The following is a 16885-nucleotide window of genomic DNA, read 5'->3' as shown; positions in this document are numbered from 1 at the left end:
TTTTCGCTGATTCTCATCATTCTTTTAAGAAATTGTATATGCTACAGACTTTATTTATTAGTATAACAGCATAATACAACAAGACAGAAATAGATGTGATTCCTTTGATTGTCTTTCTATTGTTTACCCACAACAGATGTTTTCCATTCAATAAATTCAACCGATAGGAGAGAAAGAAATGACAGACGAGCGATATTTGAAGAGAACAATAGTAAAGGAAACCGTGCCAAGCCGATATTTGGCTGAACAAAGCCGCAATTTACGTATCTTTTTGCCGCCAGGTTATAACGAGGTGCTTAGCTACCCGGTCGTCTATTGCCAGGATGGCGAAGATTTTTTCAACTTTGGGCGAATTGCTACTACAGCGACGCGATTGATTTTGGATGAGGGACTTGAGCCCTTCATTATTGTAGGTGTTGATGTCGACAAAAAGCAGCGTACGGAGGAATACACGCCAGATGGCAATCGGCACGAGGCATACATTTGGTTTTTCGCGGAAGAGCTCATTCCGTTTGTTGAGGAACGTTATGCGGTAAGACAAGAACCAGAGCATCGATTATTGGCAGGCGATTCACTCGGCGGTTCCGTTTCCTTGCATTTAGCTCTCTCCTATCCGCAGCTATTTACACGTGTCATGTCATTATCAGGTGCTTTTTATGGCATATCCCAAAACATCATTTCGGCAGCAGGAGACCTAAGCTGGCTCAATATTTATATGATTGTTGGCCTGCAAGAGGATGCCTATGAAACGGACCGTGGCGTATTTGATTTTGTAGCTTTGAATCGCAACGCCAAGGCGCTGCTCGAACTCAATCAAGCTACTGTCTTCTATGAAGAAAAAGACGGCAAGCATCAATGGGGTTTCTGGCAAAAAGAGCTTGATAAAGCTCTCGCCTATTTTATTGAGGTTGAATAATCAAAAGCAAAGCTGTCCAGCAGGCTCCTTACGGAACTGTTGGACAGCTTTTTTAATGAATTTATTCATTTAATTTCAAATCTGCTTTTATCCGTTTGAGAAGCTCCTTGCATCCGCTGTCGACTAACTCATAAACAAACGGAAAATTGTTTTCATAATAAGGATCAGGCACATCGGCTATTCCTCTCGCAGGCAGCAGCTCCATAAAAGTAAACAATCGCTTGGATTCCTCTGCTGTAGCTTTACCTTCTCCAAAAAACAGCTTGCGAACATCTCGTAAGTTGTTTGTGTCCATACATACGATATAATCAAACGTGTTGTAGTCATCAGGCGTAACTAATCGAGCTTTCATACCTTGATGTGAAATTTGATGCTGATCCAGCTGATCCCTTGTGCCCTCATGCGGCGGATGACCCAAATGCCAGTCACCGGTTCCTGCGGAATCAACCATAATTTGATCTGTCAATTTTGCTTGCTCTACCTGATGGCGCATAACAGCTTCAGCCATTGGGGACCTGCATATGTTTCCGAGACAAACAAATAAAATACGAGCTTTCATGATATTCCTCTTTTCTGCTGTTCATTAGAAGTATGAATATGTAACGTGCGTCTTGGCAGCTTCCACTTGAAATAGACAGATAGCATGCGGAAGCTAATAATAATAACGAATAAAACCAAGAGCTCCAAGGTTGATTTTATCCAACCTAGTCCAATCGCGAGACCTGCAAGCATGGCCCATACGGCATAAATTTCATCTTTTAGCACAAGCGGCTTGCGGCCTGCTAGCACATCGCGAATGATACCGCCGCCAATCCCTGTCAGCATGGCCGCAACAAGAACCGCACTGAGCGGATGCTTCATTTGCGTTGCATACAGCGCTCCTTGAATAGCAAAGGCTGATAATCCAATCGCGTCAAAAAATGCCTCGCTCCGTCGCCAGCGCTGAATCCAGTCAACAGGCAATAGAAAAGCAATCGTCATGGCAATGATAGCTATTTTGAGTAGGTATCCTTGATTCCAAAGCGATGTAACTGGCATACCTATCAACAGATTACGCACGACACCGCCGCCAAATGCTGTGACAAGTCCAAGCACGAACACACCTAGTATATCGTATTCTTCCTCCATAGCGACAATCGCTCCGCTGACTGCAAAGGCAATTGTTCCGATAATGCTAAAAATACCAAAAATGTCCATACTCACAGCAAATGCTCCTCGCTTCCCGTACATGAACCGATCAATGCACCTTGACTTTCATTCATCATTTTAGCTGGGAGGATGTGGATACGCAACGACAAATTTCGTGAAATTCATTCGTTTATCCATACAGTTATTCCACTCCTCTAGTTTTTATAGAACAAAAGGCATTATACTGGAGTGAATTACATTAGATTTCGCCAAAAAGAAAGGAAAATTCATCATGCATCCTCGCATCGTCATATGCACGGGCGGCCAGCTTGGCGCCTGGGCACTTGCACATATAAAGCCCGATGATCTGCTTATTGGAGCAGACAGCGGTGCTCGCTTTCTCATTAAGAACGGACGACGTCCGGATATTTCGATCGGAGACTTTGATTCCGTATCAGAAGAAGATTTGTTAGAAATTCGAGAAAATAGCGGTCAAACGATAGCTTGTGACCCCATCGACAAAAACTACACCGATACGGAAATGGCCATACGTCTCGCCTTGGACTTGCAGCCTACTGAAATCATTTTACTCGGAGCGCTGGGCACTAGATTTGATCATTCACTTGCTAATGTCCACCTGCTCGCGCTTTCTTCCCAGCAACAGGTGAAAATGACGATCATCGATGACCATAATAAAATTTCTTTGATTAGCGATCAATTAAACATCGAGCAGCAAGGATATCCTAACGTTTCTTTGCTTCCGTTGTCGTTAAAAGTAGAAGGAATAACGCTTGATGGTTTTCAATATCCGCTGACTGACGCCGAGCTAACGATTGGTCAGTCACTCGGGATTAGCAATGTCCTTGTATCATCTAATGGAACCATCACCATAAGAAAAGGCTTATTGTTGGTCATCCAAAGTCGTGACTAACGATTTCAACAAAAGACCCAACCGAGGCAATTAATCCTCCTGTCGGGTCTTTGTTTTTTCAAGATTAATCCTTTAGAGAAGCTCATCCTCTTTTGTAACAATTTCTAAACCTTCTACATGCTTGCGATTCATCAGCTTGCGGGCTTTTCTATTCTCCTTTGATTCAAACACAATATCGAGATCATACTCCTCATTTTGACCCGGGTAAAGCTTCGTTTTGGCGATATACAGCTTTAACCGTTTATGATTGAACGTAAGCTTTTGCCCTTGAATTTGAACAATCACATTTCCTCGTTCATCTGCAGGCCGATATACTACACCCATTTTATTTAGAGGATAGATCCAAACAGCATCACCTTTCTCAAAAGGTTTTTTTGCTTCTTTCGGGTTCTGTGCTTTCGTTTCATCAACCTTTTTTAAATTTTTGTTAATAAAATCTGCAGCTGCTGAAGATGACGTTTTCTGAGCTTCCTTTTCATTTCTTGATTGCTCACTTGTGCGTGTTTCATGAGATGGATTTTCTTTCCGCACAAGCAAATGTTCTGCACGCTGCATCACCTCTTCTGGCAGACCAAAGCGCCTTGCTATCGCGAATGCATGACTCTCTCCTGCTTCCCCCATCTCTAAGCGATAAAGCGGCTTTAACGTTTCCGCATCAAATGCCATTTTCCCATTTTGACATCCAGGGGTTCGCGCAGCAAAAGCTTTAATTTCATTAAAATGAGTCGTTGCTCCCGCCAATGCTCCTTTTTTCAACAGTTGTTCTAATAGTGCGATAGAGAGCGCTATCCCTTCTGATGGATCGGTACCCGCCGCCAATTCATCAAGCAGAAGCAGTGCTCTAGGGCCAGCCGCTTGAAGCATATCCTTAAGAACGGTGATATGAGAAGAAAATGTACTCAGTGATTGCTCCAAACTTTGTCCATCTCCAACGTCGGCGATAACGTGCTGGAATACACCGATCTCGCTCCCCTTCTCAGCTGGAACCAGGAGGCCAGATTGAACCATCAATACGAATAATCCAATGGTTTTCAAGGTTACCGTTTTGCCACCTGTATTCGGTCCAGTAATAATTAACTGTTTCCATTTGTATCCGAGCTCCACATGCAGCGGTACGCTATGTTGTCCTAGCAGTGGATGGCGTGCACCGACGAGTCTAACGACTGGCTGATCGGATAACTCAATTTTTTTACCGTTATACGACCTAGAGAGCTTCGCTCTTGCCGTAATAAAGTCAAATGAAGCCATAGCTTCTACATTGCGAAACAGCTCAAAGGAGAACGACTCGGTATATTCAGACAATCGGGATAATATAACGGTACGCTCCCGCTCCTCATCCGCCTTCCACTGCTGCAGTTCCACCTGAAGCTCTGATGCGTCTAATGGCTCAACGAATAAGGTCTGACCACTTGCGGATTCATCCCATACTGTCCCTGGCACCTGCTTGCGATGCTCGCGCTTTACTGCAATGACAAACCGATCATGGCGCTTGCTGATGACCGGCTCTTGTAGAGCAGTACGATATTTATGAAGCGCATTCTCCATTTTTTTCTGGATTTTGTCCTCCGCCGCATAAATATGTCTGCGGATGTAGGCAAGATCAGAGCTCGCTTGATCGGTCAGCTGGCCGTAACGAATACAACGTTTTAGTTCGTCCCTAAGTACGGGACAATCGTACATAGATTCCGCATAAGCGGAAATCGTTGGCGCAATCTCACGTTTGCTGAACATGTACTTTTTCATTTGCACAACAGAGCTTAACCATACGGACAACTGCTCAAGTTCCTGCTCATTATAAATTCTACCTTTGCCGAGCAGTGACAGAAACGAATCAATGCCGTCCATTGCGGATAATGGAATGCTTGCTCCGCTTCCGAGAAGTTCAGCAGCCTCGTACGTTTCTTGCAGCCATGCTTCAACTTGCCGCTGCTTCGTGCTTGGTTCAAGCCTTTCAGCCAACAATCGTCCTGCGGGTGATATCGTGTAGCTCACTACGCCTGCTTTTACCTTATCAAATTCCAATCTTCGCCAAGATGCTTCATTCATCTGTGTGGCCTCCTCTATTTTGAGTAAAAAAAAAGACAGAAACAGAACGCGGGCGCGTTCCATTCCTGTCTTTGATCGACAAATGCTCCAATACCATTTCCACCGCTAACAAAATCGTTAACATGAAAATGGATATAAAAAAACCGCGCTGCGAGAGCACGGTGATTGGGCCGCTGTCGAATTGCTTCAGGCGGAAATCCTCATGTCCAGAACTCTTGGCGTCAGATCACGAAATAGAGCCTTGCATCTCAGTGAATTCACACTGGGAATCGTCGCAAGACCAACGTTCATCTGACTCTATCCAATTTATGAGTTATGGACACCAGCAAACATTAAAATTTCCCCTTTAAGCATATTGTTAAAAGTTAATCCAAAATAGGATTCTTATTAAATGTACATAAAAGACAAGCAGCTTGTCAAGCTAGACTTAATCTACTGTATATGGCTATAAAGAAATGGACATGCCCGTTCGTGCGAAATGAAGATGATCGGGCAGCTTATAATCTCTCCGAAGATCAATATCATGCGACATATGTGTGAGAAAAGTTTGTTTGGGCTTCCATTTCTGGATAAGCTCGATAGCTTCAACAACATCATAGACAGAACGAGTTTCATAAGCAAAAGGCTCTTCGTAAAAGCTTGTTCCTAGTACTAGCAAATCAAGATCAGCCAAATGTTGCTGCTGCTCATCCGTCAGGCCGATGGAATCAGAGCAATAAACCCATTTGCAGTTTGTTTCTGAATGTTCAAAGCGAAATGCGTAGGCATAGCCGTTTTTCCCGTGATTGACTCGCCAGCTGTACGCTCGCCATTTGCCGAGCATAATAGGAGTGTCAAATGAATGGAACTCAATCTGCCGATTTAGCCAAGGAAAACGATCTAATATTTCTTTAATGACTTCAGTGGGCGCGTAAGCTTGACCTCTTTTTTTCGTCCAGCGACAAGCGTCTGCCCACTCCACCAATCCACCGATATGGTCAAAATGAGCATGTGTAATGAGCAGTGTGTCGATCTCACGCAGTGAGGCCATCTCTAATTGTTTTGCGAAGTCCGACCCACAGTCAATCCATACCGTTCCAGCTTCTTGATCCTCCAGCTGCAGAGACGATCTATAACGGCGGTTTTCCTGTGTGTCCCGTGCTTCCTCACACACCTCGCATTCACAATAAATGCGAGGCACACTCATGGAATCTCCAGTTCCCCTAAAAATCAGCTTTGTCATAGCGGCAGCAGCTCAAACGACTCCGATGCACGGATTTGTTCCATCATTTGAAGCCATTGTTCCGGCTTGTTTGGCAATGCGGCATAATAGCCTTCTAAGAATGAGGCGATTAGAGCTGCATCAATCGTTGTTTGCTCTTCATTTTTCGGAAGGAAACATAAGTCCAGTTCAGCAACAGCTTGGCCTTCATGGTCCCAAGAAGGATGAACATAAGGAAAAGCGATTCGCTTATAGCCGATATGTGACAGCACTTCGCGACGCACAAACGGATTCATAGGTGAAACTCCGCCAAAAGCATGCTCACCTGCGCGATAAGGGTCATATACCTCAGCAAACATGCCAAGCGAGACAGTACCGGACTGATCAGCTAGCTTCTGCAAATCTTGTTCTCGATTGCGGAGTAGAAAACGACCGATGCCAATTGATGGTTTTCCGATGATCGTAAAATCAGTCATAGCAACGCGCAGCTCTGGATAATATCGATATTCCGTTGAACCTACGACTTCCCCCTCATGCAATGCAACATATACATGAATGGATGTGTCTTCAAGCGGCTCGCGCCAAAGTTCATAGGCAAGAACTTCCTCAGGCGGAAAAATCGTTTGAAGAAGCTTATGTAATGGTTCAAAATATTTGTCCTCAATGCTTGTGATTCGATGATAGGTTAGCATATATGTACATCTCCTTATTTAAATGGATTACGCCACTCCATGATTGCAGCGCAGTTACCCGATTGCTCATCATCCAAGTAATCATGAGCAACCCCAATCGGCATCCGTCCGCATCTAAGCAAAAAAGTAATGACAGGGTCTTTGTATTCTCCAGTTAGCACTTTTTCCAAATAAGCTTCTGGCGTCATCTCCTGTAATAGCGCGCCATAACCGGGCATGCGACCGCCCCCAAGCAATCTCATAAGTCCCAGCTGAACAACCGTTTCATACATCGATTGCATGAGCCATTTGCCAAGGCCTGATTTTCGGAACTCCGGTATGACACAAAGGTCTATAACATACAGAGTATCCCCGTTTATATTATGATTGCGAATATAACCACTGTCAGAAATCGTATCCCAATTATGAGCATGGCCATAATCATTCATATCGATAGTTACTCCGGTCATGGAGCCAATAATCATTCCATCAACCTCTGCGCATAAGGCACCTTCAGGGAATCGGTTCACATGTTCAGTTAATTGTTCTTTGTTCCACCAAAGCTCCTGTGGGTAAGGCGGAGGAAAGCTTAGCCGCTGAACTTCAATCAATCCATCAAAATCTGCTGGTTTATAATTGCGAATGACTGCTTTTTGCGGTTTTCCATCGATGAACAAATACAGCTCCTTACGCATCACTGCCTCCCCCTTTCTTCGCTAAACAAGATAAAAATCAAGTCCAATCGGTATACAAATCGGTGCGACGGTCACGCCACGTCGTAACAGAACCCTTCAGCCTGACTTCCTCAAGCAAAGATAAGTCAAGGTCAGCCACGACGAGCATATCATCATTGATGATGCCTTCGCTTAATATACCGGCTGGCGGGAACGGAATATCGTTTGGAGCAATAATAGCAGCTTGACCAAAATTTGCACGCATCAGATCAACTTTACGAAGAGAGCCAACTGTACCTGTTGTTACGATATATACTTGATTCTCAACTGCTCTAGCATGGCAGCAGTATCTTACGCGATAGAACCCATGACGATCATCTGTGCACGAAGGACAGAAAATGACATCTGCACCTTTAGCACGGGCCATTCGAACGATTTCGGGAAATTCAATATCGTAGCAAGTAAGCATCGCGATGGTACCATATGCGGTCTCGAATACCTCAAGACCTTCACCTGCCGACATATTCCAGCCTTCTACTTCTGGTGGCGTAATGTGGATTTTATGCTGAACGTCAATTTTCCCATCGGGATGAAAAAGATGCGCAGCATTGCGCAAACTTCCATCCGCTTGTTTTATCACGTGGGTGCCTCCAACAATGTAAACCTCATATTCAGCAGCAAGTGAGTGAAAGAGAGCAAGATAATCCTCCGTGAATTCAGGAAGCCGATCAATAGGAAGCGCTACGCCCTGCTCATCTCCAATCGACATCAATTGGGTTGTCAGAAACTCAGGAAACAAAATAAATTGTGCCCCGTATTCCGAGGCATTGCGTACATAATGTGTTACTTGTTCTGCGAATTGCTCAAACGAATTTATATCAGCAAGCTTATACTGAACGGCTGCCGTACGAAACTTCATTCGTTAAATCCTCCAATCGTATCGTTATTGTTTGCGCTGTTTAAATTGCAAAGTAATCGTCGTGCCCAAATCCGGCAGACTAAACACATCTACCTTTCCTTCATGCAAATCTATGATTCGTTTGGCAATGGACAAGCCGAGACCTACTCCGCCTGTTGTGCGGCTTCTGGCTCCATCCACACGGTAGAAACGCTCGAATAGATGCGGAATTTCGTTTTCTGGAATGCCCATTCCTTTATCCTTAACCTCGATTTTCACGATATGTCTAACGAGTGTAATCGTAATATCGATCGGGTCCTTCGAATATTTAATCGCGTTATCGAGCAAAATGACGAGCAGCTGCCTGATTTTGTCCTTGTCTCCAACCATACGCACCGCCTTGGACATCGCTTTCACTCGAATCGGTCTGCCGAACGTCGTTTGCAGCATCGTTGCTAGCTCATCAACCACTTGAACAACATCAAACAGCTCCTGCTTTAGCCAATCCTCCTGCTCTGCCTCAGCGAGCATAAGCATGGATTTTGTTAAGTTTTGCAGACGATTAGCTTCTTTATCGATTGCTTCAATCGCTTCATTTCGCAAGCTCTCATCATCACGTCCCCAACGCTTTAACATACCAGCATAGCTGCTGATGACAGTTAGAGGGGTTTTGAGCTCATGAGAAGCATCTGCTACGAATTGCTTCTGCTTAGCAAATGTGCGGTCAAGTCGTTCAATCATCTGATTAAATGCACGAACGAGCTGCAGAAGCTCAGCAGATTCCTCGCGGTTGCTAAGCTCGATTTGTCTAAGCTTCCCGCTTCGGTCAATTTCTCGCATCGTATTAACCATTTGCTGAATCGGCGCCGTTAGTCTTGAAGTAAACCAATACGTTCCGAATATGGCAAACAAAATGGCACCGCCGCTCGTGACGCTTAACGCTGCGACCAGCACCTGCAAATAATTGTCCAATTCATCTAGTATTCGATTAATTTCAAGCATTGCAATAACACGATTGCCGTCATATAACGGAACTCGCATGAACAAAATTCGTTCTCCGCCCTTCGTGATCATCCCGGTATGGTGATGCACCTCAAAGGTCGCTGGCAGCTGCTGCAGAAGCTCATCCGTTCCTGTTATATTTACAACCCTGTTATTAGGCGCAATGATGCGGATCATTTCGTTTACGTTGTAATACTCATTGAGCAGCTCCGGATAGTTTAATCCTCGGCCGCTCTGAATTCGGGGATTCTCAAGCATGAGATTCACCTTATTCGCAATGACCTCTTCTTCACTTTCAGTCGTTATTTTGATCACATAGAAATACACAAAAATATTAAATAGAATCAAAATAAATATAAGCCAAAAAATGGTGAAAAGCGTAAACCGTTTGCGGAGTGTCATGCATCGGGCTCCTTTATCATATAACCTACTCCTCGAACCGTATGAATAAGCTTATGACGATAACCCTTGTCCAACTTCTGACGCAAATAACGGATATAAACATCTACTAAATTTGTTTCACCGATAAAATCATATCCCCAAACTTCGGATAAAATATCTTCACGCGATTTCTCATCATTTTTGTTTTCCACAAGGTATACGAGCAGCTCGAATTCACGCGGCGTTAGCTCGATCAAAATATCTTTGCGATAAACCTTACGCGTGCGCAGCTCGATCGTTAAGTCGCCAACCTTGATCATGTCAGATCCTTCCGCTTCCTTCGGATACTGCTGGAATATACGTAAAATGTTGCGAACCCGCGCCAACAGCTCCTCCATTGCGAACGGCTTTGTAATATAATCATTTGCTCCATGCTCGAATCCACTTACTTTATCCGGTACGGTGTCGCGTGCAGTCAACAATATAATAGGTACAGGATTTCCTGCTTGTCGCAGTAATCGCAGCACTTCAATTCCGCTCATCTCAGGCAACATGACATCGAGCAAAACAAGCTCCCATTCACCTGTCGAAGCCATTTCATATCCGGTTCTGCCATCAGCGGCAGTTCCTACGGTATACCCCTCATGCTCAAGCTCAAGTTGTAAAATTCGGGAAATACCCGCTTCATCTTCGACGACTAGAATACGTTCTTTCATTCTAGAGGTTCACCTGCTTCCAGTTGTAAATAATATTAATGCCGTTAATCAACCATATCTTCTTCTATAAATACGGTTAAATTTATCATAATGAAGACCTATCACAAATGCAAGCAAGCCGATCTACAAGAAGAGTAGACCGGCAATTGCCACGGAGGGTGTTTATCTTCACGAAGATAAAGGATATTAAGCTAAAACCACTCCTAGTTTTGCATCGACCATGCTTCTACATCCCATGTTTTGGTAGCCATATCCTCGTAAAATTCCGGTTCATGAGATACAAGCACGACAGTACCTTTATAAGCCTTAAGAGCACGCTTCAATTCCGCTTTAGCCACAACGTCCAAATGGTTCGTCGGCTCATCGAACAGAATCCAGTTGCTCTCGCGCATCATAAGCTTGCATAGACGAACCTTCGCTTGCTCGCCGCCGCTCAGCTGGTTAAGCGAACGTGTAATATGTTCATTTTTCAAGCCACAGCGTGCAAGGGCACCCCGAACCTCTGATTGGGTCATGAAGGAGAACTCATCCCATACATCCTCAAGCGGCGTCATGGTCGGAGCTTTTGCTTCTTGCTCAAAGTAAGCAGGATTTAAATAATCGCCCAGATAGGTTTTGCCGTCAAGCGCTGGAATTACGCCTAAAATGGTTTTGAGTAGTGTAGATTTACCAACGCCGTTGCATCCTACGATAGCAATCTTATCACCACGTTCAATGACCATGTCCATTTTTGGCAGCAGAGGTTTATTGTAACCGATGACCATGCCCTCTGCTTCAAATACAGTCTTGCCGCTCGTTCTCGATTCTTTAAAGTTAAACGTTGGTTTTGCCGCTTCTTCCGGTTTATCAATACGATCAATACGATCAAGCTGCTTCTCGCGGCTCTTAGCACGTCCTGATGTTGAAGCGCGTGCTTTGTTTTTTTGAATAAAATCCTCTTGCTTTTTAATAAAATCCTTTTGTTTCTCGTATGCGTCGATGTGCTGCGCCTTGTTCAGGTCAGCCATTTCAAGAAATTTATCATAATTGGCCGAATAGCGTGTCAGCTTCGTAAATTCAAGATGGTAAATCACGTTGACCACTTGATTCATAAAGCTCGTTTCATGTGAAATAAGAACAAACGCATGCGGGTAGTTTTTCAAATAGTTAGTTAGCCAATTGATATGCTCTTCATCCAAATAGTTCGTAGGCTCATCGAGCAGTAGAACACCTGGTTTTTCAAGAAGCAGCTTCGCTAGCAGTACCTTTGTCCGCTGACCGCCGCTAAGTGCAGTAACATCACGATCAAGTCCAATCGCATTCAGACCTAGCCCGTTTGCCATCTCATCGACTTTTACATCAATTAAATAGAAATCGCCGATCTCCAGCTCTTCCTGAATCTCACCCATACGTGTAAGCAGCTCATCTAATTTATCTGAATCTGCATCGCCCATTTGAGCTGCAATATTGTTTAGCTCTTCTTCCAATAGCAGCAAAGGTAAAAAAGCATCCTTCAGTACATCACGGATCGTTTTACCTGCTTCAAGCTTCGTATGTTGATCCAAGTAGCCGTAACGAACACGCGGTGTCCATTCGACCTTTCCTTCATCCTTCAACAGTTTGCCTGTTAAAATATTCATCAGTGTTGACTTGCCTGTACCATTCGCACCGACTAGGCCAACATGCTCTCCATCCAACAAACGGAAGGCTACATTTTTAAAAAGCACACGATCTCCGAACGTATGTGATAATTGCTCAACTGTTAACAAACTCATTTGTCTTTATCTCCATTCATATATGAACCATAGTTATAGCTTGTGAAATGTGTCGTTTTGCCCGTATCATTGTACCACAAAAATGGTCATTTTGTGTTCATTTCCTTATAAAGGAGCTGTAAAATGGGCGAAAGCGCATGATTTAATCGTTTATTTAAGCGCGATTCATCCGTTGCCCAGAGCCCTTTCCATTGCAAAGAAAGCAGCGTCTCTTCAGGAAGTCGCGGCACGATGGCTAACGGCTTGTCAGGAAATAAGGAAAGCCACTCATTCCGACCATGGTAGTTCAGATCTTTGTTCACGATATAAAATAATTTTCCGCCTGTGGCTYTCATTTTTTGCTTCAAGTCCATTAGCAGCTTTAATTCGCTCGCTTGCCACTTAACCACAGCAGGATCACCAATTACAAATACGAAATGCGACTGCTTCAGCATAGATAAAGCATTAGACTCGTTCCATCTGCCAGAGAAATCGAATAGCTGGTACATAGTTGATGAAGTTCGAAGCATTTGTGCAAAAGCCATAGCATCATATTTAGCATCGGCGGAGCTTACTTCAGAATGAAATGAAAACCAATTTACTGCTAAATCATTATGTTTATAGTGGATATAGCGTTTATCCTGTGTTTGCTGATCAGAATGTTCATAATTACTGATGCTTTTATGCCCTGATAACCATGCATGCCATTCAGGCCTAGTATCGTCGTATTCGACTGCTGCTATAGAAGCGCCTTGCCTCCCAAGCAGGACTGCAAGCGCATGCGTCAAAAAGGTAGATCCTGCACCTGAGGATAAAGATAATAAGCCGATCAGCTTCTGATTTAATTGTGTACGGGGTTTGCTTTTTAGTTGATTCCAGAACACCTTATTGTCGCTATCAGGCTCTACAAAAACCTCTAGCGCTTTCTCCGCTTCAGCAATAGTTGCATATCGATATTGAGGATTGGGTTGAAGCAAACGTTTTAGCACAAGCTTAAAGGCTTTCGGAACGTCTGGCTGCAAAGATGTAAATAAAGCAGACTCCGCTGTCCAGTTCGCTTTCTGATGATAAATACTTCCCTCACTAGCCATAAAATACAGCAGCGCACCGAGTCCATAAATGTCTGTACGCTCATCGCTTTGCCTTGCTCCTGCTTGCTCCGGCGCTGCGAAGCCGTACGTTCCAAGCTGAACGGTATCTTTGTCCTTGCCGTTAATATATTGGCGTGAAATACCAAAATCAATTAGTTTCACATTACCTTTTTTGTCAATCATTACGTTTGAGGGCTTCAAATCACGATGAATAATTGGAGGCGTATGTTCATGCAAGTAACGAATTGCAGAGCATAACTGTAATCCGATATCGATTATGTTTGTAAAGGTTAGCAGTGCTCCGTTTGAACGAAATAAATCTGCAATCGTGCAGCCTTCAATATATTCCATAACCATAGCTTCGAATTGCAGCTCATGTGGAGGGAAGTAGTCGACCATTAATGGAAGCTGCGGATGCTCCAGCCTCATCATCATTTGTGCTTCTTCTGCATATTTCCGACCGCCTGGCAGCGGTGCAATTACTTTCATAGCTCTTCGTTTATTTGCGAGCTTCAAATCATCAGCGGCGTACACGACTCCCATGCCGCCTCGCCCAAGAATGCCGACAATTCGGTATCGATCCCCCACCACAGATCCCATTGCATAAGGCGAAAATATCATTCCCGTACCTTCCATATCGATCCCTCCAGCATAAAATACGAACAAAAAAAAGGCATCCCGACGCCGTTTGTAAGTTACAAACCGCATCAGGATGCCTTCCTGATTACCTATCTATTAATGCTACTTTAACATAGTTATTAAACTTGAAACAAGCAGCTTTTCATTAAAATACACGTTTCTTGGAATTCAACAGCTCCGCCAAAAACGCAAGCACAAGTCCTTGTCCCCAGCCTTGTACACGTTTGTGAGCCACTTCACGATAGCCCTGCAAATCATTCATAACTGCTGTGCCTGCTGACACATTCAGCACTGCGCCGTCCTCTGTAATTTGGCTCAAAATACCTTCGATCGAACGCTGAATGTATTTGTTGTATAAGGAACCAAAAGCGAATAATCCAGTCGCAATTCCTGCTGAACCCGACGTTTCATGATAGGAGCTATCATCGTTTAAAACCGTGTGCCATAGCCCATTTTCGGATTGCATACGCACTAATGTACTAAGCTGGTCTCGCATCGAGCCTTCAATTATCATAAATGAAGGATGCTGAACGGCGATATGCGGCAATGCCTTTGCCATTGTTAGAGCAGCCCAAGAGTTTCCGCGTGCCCAGAAGATCGAGGACATATGATTTTGTGCGATATTATCCCAGCCATGATAGTAAAGGTTCGAAACGGGATCTTGTAAAAAATGCTCATGACCGTGATACTGCTTCAGGCCATCTTCCAAATAGTCGTTTCGTCCGAGCAAATGTCCCATACGCACGAGGAAATAACCCGCCATCATCATCGTATCCACCCACGCTTGCTCAGGAAAATTATACGTTTCTGAATTGACCGTATGCTGGAAAATGCCATCTGCGAATCGAACCGCATCATTTTTTAAGTATTCGGCCATTTGAATGGCGACATCTAAATATTTTTGCTCGTCAGTTGCTTTGTACAATGAAATTAAAGCATGACCTATGGATACTCCGTTGACTGATAGCTTCGGCAAGCCGTCTTCCAGCTTCTCATCAATCCATTCCTGCAAAAGCTGAATATAACGTTCATTACCTGTTGCCTCGTACGCTTCCGCGACCCCATAGAAAGCAACGCCGCCTGGCCAATCCCAGCTAAAATCCATTCTGAATGTGCGATCTACAACACGATCTATAACGTCCTTAATATGATTTTCGTCAAATTGAAGCTGTGGCATTTCCATCTTCCTCTCCCCTATTTCATTTTGAATGTCTATTTCAAACCGCTGGTGCTGATACCTTCAACAATATACTTCTGGAATGCGAAGAAAATGGCGAGCACCGGAATGAGGCTGACGATAGACATCGCGAACATTGCGCCCCAGTTGGAGACGGTATCGCTGTCCAGAAACATTTTCAGACCCATCGACACAGGATACAAACTTGGACGATTCAAGTATAAAACCGGTCCGAGCAAGTCTTCCCAGCGCCAGTAAAACGAGAAAATTGAAGCGGTAGCCAGAGCTGGAACGACGAGCGGCAAAATAATTCGGAAAAACAAGCGGAACTTCCCGCAGCCATCGATCGTTGCTGCTTCGTCAAGCTCATTCGGAATGGTCCGGATGAACTGAATGAGTAAAAAGATAAAAAACGGAATGCCGAAATATTGCGGGATAACAATAGGTTTAATTGAGTTTAACCAATGGAGCTTCGCAAACAAAATATATTGCGGAACGAGTACAACATCATGGGGAAGCATGAGCGTAACCATCATGATTCCAAACCAAAACGTTTTCCCCACAAAATTAAGTCTTGCAAATCCAAAAGCAATAAATGCAGATGATAATACAGCTCCGATGGTAGAAATAACAACGATTTCTAGAGAATTCATAATAAAATTGCCGAATGACTGACCTGCTATGCCTACCCAGCCTATTTTATAATTTTCCCAAATCCAAGGCTGTGGTATAAGTGAATCAGCCGTTGCGAAGATGAGATTGCTTTGCTTAAATGAACTCATTAACAGCCATAACACCGGGTAAACCATGACTAACGCGAGCGCTGCGACAAATATGTGGTAGATCGGCCACTTCAGCTTTTTGAATGTCATGTTTAATGGCCACCTTTCGACTCGTAATGAACCCATTTTTTAGAGGTATAGAACAAAATCCCTGTTAGGATAGCGATAATAATAAGCATTACCCACGCCATTGCTGAAGCAAATCCCATATCGAAATAAACGAATGCTTGACGGAACAAGTAAAGGGAATAAAGAAGTGTACCGTCTAACGGGCCGCCCTCGCCTTTTGAAATAATGTAAGCTGGAACGAAGGTCATAAATGCTCCGATGGTTTGCATAATCGTATTAAACAAAATGATCGGGCTGAGCATTGGCAAAGTAATTTTGAAGAAGCGAACGACTGGACCCGCTCCATCCACATTGGAAGCTTCGTACAATTCTGGCGGTATATTTTTGAGACCTGCTAGAAAAATAAGCATCGACGATCCAAATTGCCAAACGGACAATGTAATGAGCATCCACAGCGCCGCTGCAGGTTCAGCAAACCATCTCACGCTATCTAAACCGAGTGCATTCAGAAAAATGTTTATAACCCCTTCGTCGCCGTAAAGGTTGCGCCACATAATCGACACGGCAACGCTACCGCCAATAATCGAAGGAAGATAATAAACGGTCCGATATAACCCGATTGCTTTCGAGGCTGTATTCAATATCATTGCAATAAATAAAGCAAAGGCCAATCTAAGCGGTACACCGATAAATACGTATAAAAAAGTAACCTTTAGAGATGCCCAAAACTTTGAGTCATCAAAAAACATCGTCTGGTAATTCTCTAATCCGATAAAGGATGGTGTCGATAAGAGATCATAATCGGTAACCGAGAAATATAACGATGCGAC

Annotated in this window: 16 protein-coding genes; 2 read left to right on the top strand and 14 right to left on the bottom strand. The window is 43.9% G+C overall.

The genetic code is table 11. The features are described from left to right. Nucleotides 1-178: 178 nt before the first annotated feature. Nucleotides 179-916: an alpha/beta hydrolase gene (locus AC1DPK_RS23765; RefSeq protein WP_477511825.1), complete on the top strand. Its 738-nt coding sequence runs from the start codon at nt 179-181 to the stop codon at nt 914-916. Between the two features lie 61 nt (nt 917-977). On the opposite strand, the gene AC1DPK_RS23760 is transcribed toward AC1DPK_RS23765, so the two are convergent. Both AC1DPK_RS23760 and AC1DPK_RS23755 read right to left on the bottom strand, forming a co-directional pair. Next, complete coding sequence (locus tag AC1DPK_RS23760) at nt 978-1475, bottom strand: low molecular weight protein-tyrosine-phosphatase (RefSeq protein ID WP_477511824.1); 498 nt, start codon at nt 1473-1475, stop codon at nt 978-980. Next, nucleotides 1472-2113: a trimeric intracellular cation channel family protein gene (locus tag AC1DPK_RS23755; RefSeq protein WP_076265841.1), complete on the bottom strand. Its 642-nt coding sequence runs from the start codon at nt 2111-2113 to the stop codon at nt 1472-1474. Before AC1DPK_RS23755 ends, AC1DPK_RS23760 begins: the two co-directional genes overlap by 4 nt. A gap of 223 nt (nt 2114-2336) precedes the next feature. Here AC1DPK_RS23755 and AC1DPK_RS23750 point away from each other — a divergent pair, with 223 nt between their 5' ends. Further along, the gene (locus tag AC1DPK_RS23750) at nt 2337-2975 is read left to right on the top strand and encodes a thiamine diphosphokinase (protein ID WP_477511823.1); all 639 of its coding nucleotides are present in this window, start codon (nt 2337-2339) and stop codon (nt 2973-2975) included. A gap of 72 nt (nt 2976-3047) precedes the next feature. Here the strand turns inward: AC1DPK_RS23750 and AC1DPK_RS23745 are convergent, their stop codons facing one another. From AC1DPK_RS23745 to AC1DPK_RS23690, 12 genes are all read right to left on the bottom strand, one after another. Then, nucleotides 3048-5021 carry an endonuclease MutS2 gene (locus AC1DPK_RS23745; protein ID WP_477511822.1) on the bottom strand — a complete coding sequence of 658 codons (1974 nt, stop codon included), beginning with the start codon at nt 5019-5021 and terminating at the stop codon, nt 3048-3050. Between the two features lie 445 nt (nt 5022-5466). Then, nucleotides 5467-6243, bottom strand: coding sequence for an MBL fold metallo-hydrolase (locus tag AC1DPK_RS23740; RefSeq protein WP_477511821.1), 777 nt, complete (start codon nt 6241-6243; stop codon nt 5467-5469). After that, the gene (locus AC1DPK_RS23735; protein ID WP_477511820.1) at nt 6240-6914 is read right to left on the bottom strand and encodes a GNAT family N-acetyltransferase; all 675 of its coding nucleotides are present in this window, start codon (nt 6912-6914) and stop codon (nt 6240-6242) included. The genes AC1DPK_RS23740 and AC1DPK_RS23735 overlap by 4 nt, the downstream gene beginning before the upstream one ends. A gap of 14 nt (nt 6915-6928) precedes the next feature. Next, complete coding sequence (locus AC1DPK_RS23730; protein WP_477511819.1) at nt 6929-7588, bottom strand: GNAT family N-acetyltransferase; 660 nt, start codon at nt 7586-7588, stop codon at nt 6929-6931. A 37-nt stretch (nt 7589-7625) separates the two neighbouring features. Further along, entirely contained in the window at nt 7626-8486 is an 861-nt protein-coding gene (locus AC1DPK_RS23725) for a carbon-nitrogen hydrolase family protein (RefSeq protein WP_477511818.1), read from the bottom strand. Nucleotides 8487-8510: 24 nt separating this feature from the next. Continuing rightward, nucleotides 8511-9869: a HAMP domain-containing sensor histidine kinase gene (locus AC1DPK_RS23720; RefSeq protein ID WP_076265834.1), complete on the bottom strand. Its 1359-nt coding sequence runs from the start codon at nt 9867-9869 to the stop codon at nt 8511-8513. After that, a complete protein-coding gene (locus AC1DPK_RS23715; RefSeq protein WP_076265833.1) occupies nt 9866-10564 on the bottom strand; it encodes a response regulator transcription factor in 699 nt (232 codons plus the stop codon). The genes AC1DPK_RS23720 and AC1DPK_RS23715 overlap by 4 nt, the downstream gene beginning before the upstream one ends. A 203-nt stretch (nt 10565-10767) precedes the next feature. Continuing rightward, entirely contained in the window at nt 10768-12318 is a 1551-nt protein-coding gene (locus AC1DPK_RS23710) for an ABC-F family ATP-binding cassette domain-containing protein (RefSeq protein WP_339202673.1), read from the bottom strand. Nucleotides 12319-12404: 86 nt separating this feature from the next. Then, nucleotides 12405-14024, bottom strand: coding sequence for a serine/threonine protein kinase (locus AC1DPK_RS23705; protein ID WP_477511817.1), 1620 nt, complete (start codon nt 14022-14024; stop codon nt 12405-12407). A 148-nt stretch (nt 14025-14172) separates the two neighbouring features. After that, nucleotides 14173-15204, bottom strand: a complete 1032-nt coding sequence (locus tag AC1DPK_RS23700; RefSeq protein WP_477511862.1) for a glycoside hydrolase family 88/105 protein — start codon at nt 15202-15204, stop codon at nt 14173-14175. Nucleotides 15205-15239: 35 nt separating this feature from the next. Next, entirely contained in the window at nt 15240-16076 is an 837-nt protein-coding gene (locus tag AC1DPK_RS23695) for a carbohydrate ABC transporter permease (RefSeq protein WP_076265830.1), read from the bottom strand. Nucleotides 16077-16078: 2 nt separating this feature from the next. Then, on the bottom strand, nt 16079-16885 hold an 807-nt coding region (locus AC1DPK_RS23690; protein WP_477511816.1), incomplete at its 5' end, for a carbohydrate ABC transporter permease.

It is taken from the genome of Paenibacillus sp. 01T424, from assembly GCF_056398745.1.
The sequence above is the reverse complement of the archived record's forward strand: the minus strand, read 5'-3'. Positions and strand labels throughout refer to the sequence as shown.

Bases quoted from the DNA above. Each gene is read 5' to 3' on its own strand.
- AC1DPK_RS23765 (WP_477511825.1), top strand. From the start codon at position 179: ATGACAGACGAGCGATATTTGAAGAGAACAATAGTAAAGGAAACCGTG.
- AC1DPK_RS23760 (WP_477511824.1), bottom strand. From the start codon at position 1,475: ATGAAAGCTCGTATTTTATTTGTTTGTCTCGGAAACATATGCAGGTCC.
- AC1DPK_RS23755 (WP_076265841.1), bottom strand. From the start codon at position 2,113: ATGGACATTTTTGGTATTTTTAGCATTATCGGAACAATTGCCTTTGCA.
- AC1DPK_RS23750 (WP_477511823.1), top strand. From the start codon at position 2,337: ATGCATCCTCGCATCGTCATATGCACGGGCGGCCAGCTTGGCGCCTGG.
- AC1DPK_RS23745 (WP_477511822.1), bottom strand. From the start codon at position 5,021: ATGAATGAAGCATCTTGGCGAAGATTGGAATTTGATAAGGTAAAAGCA.
- AC1DPK_RS23740 (WP_477511821.1), bottom strand. From the start codon at position 6,243: ATGACAAAGCTGATTTTTAGGGGAACTGGAGATTCCATGAGTGTGCCT.
- AC1DPK_RS23735 (WP_477511820.1), bottom strand. From the start codon at position 6,914: ATGCTAACCTATCATCGAATCACAAGCATTGAGGACAAATATTTTGAA.
- AC1DPK_RS23730 (WP_477511819.1), bottom strand. From the start codon at position 7,588: ATGCGTAAGGAGCTGTATTTGTTCATCGATGGAAAACCGCAAAAAGCA.
- AC1DPK_RS23725 (WP_477511818.1), bottom strand. From the start codon at position 8,486: ATGAAGTTTCGTACGGCAGCCGTTCAGTATAAGCTTGCTGATATAAAT.
- AC1DPK_RS23720 (WP_076265834.1), bottom strand. From the start codon at position 9,869: ATGACACTCCGCAAACGGTTTACGCTTTTCACCATTTTTTGGCTTATA.
- AC1DPK_RS23715 (WP_076265833.1), bottom strand. From the start codon at position 10,564: ATGAAAGAACGTATTCTAGTCGTCGAAGATGAAGCGGGTATTTCCCGA.
- AC1DPK_RS23710 (WP_339202673.1), bottom strand. From the start codon at position 12,318: ATGAGTTTGTTAACAGTTGAGCAATTATCACATACGTTCGGAGATCGT.
- AC1DPK_RS23700 (WP_477511862.1), bottom strand. From the start codon at position 15,204: ATGCCACAGCTTCAATTTGACGAAAATCATATTAAGGACGTTATAGAT.
- AC1DPK_RS23695 (WP_076265830.1), bottom strand. From the start codon at position 16,076: ATGACATTCAAAAAGCTGAAGTGGCCGATCTACCACATATTTGTCGCA.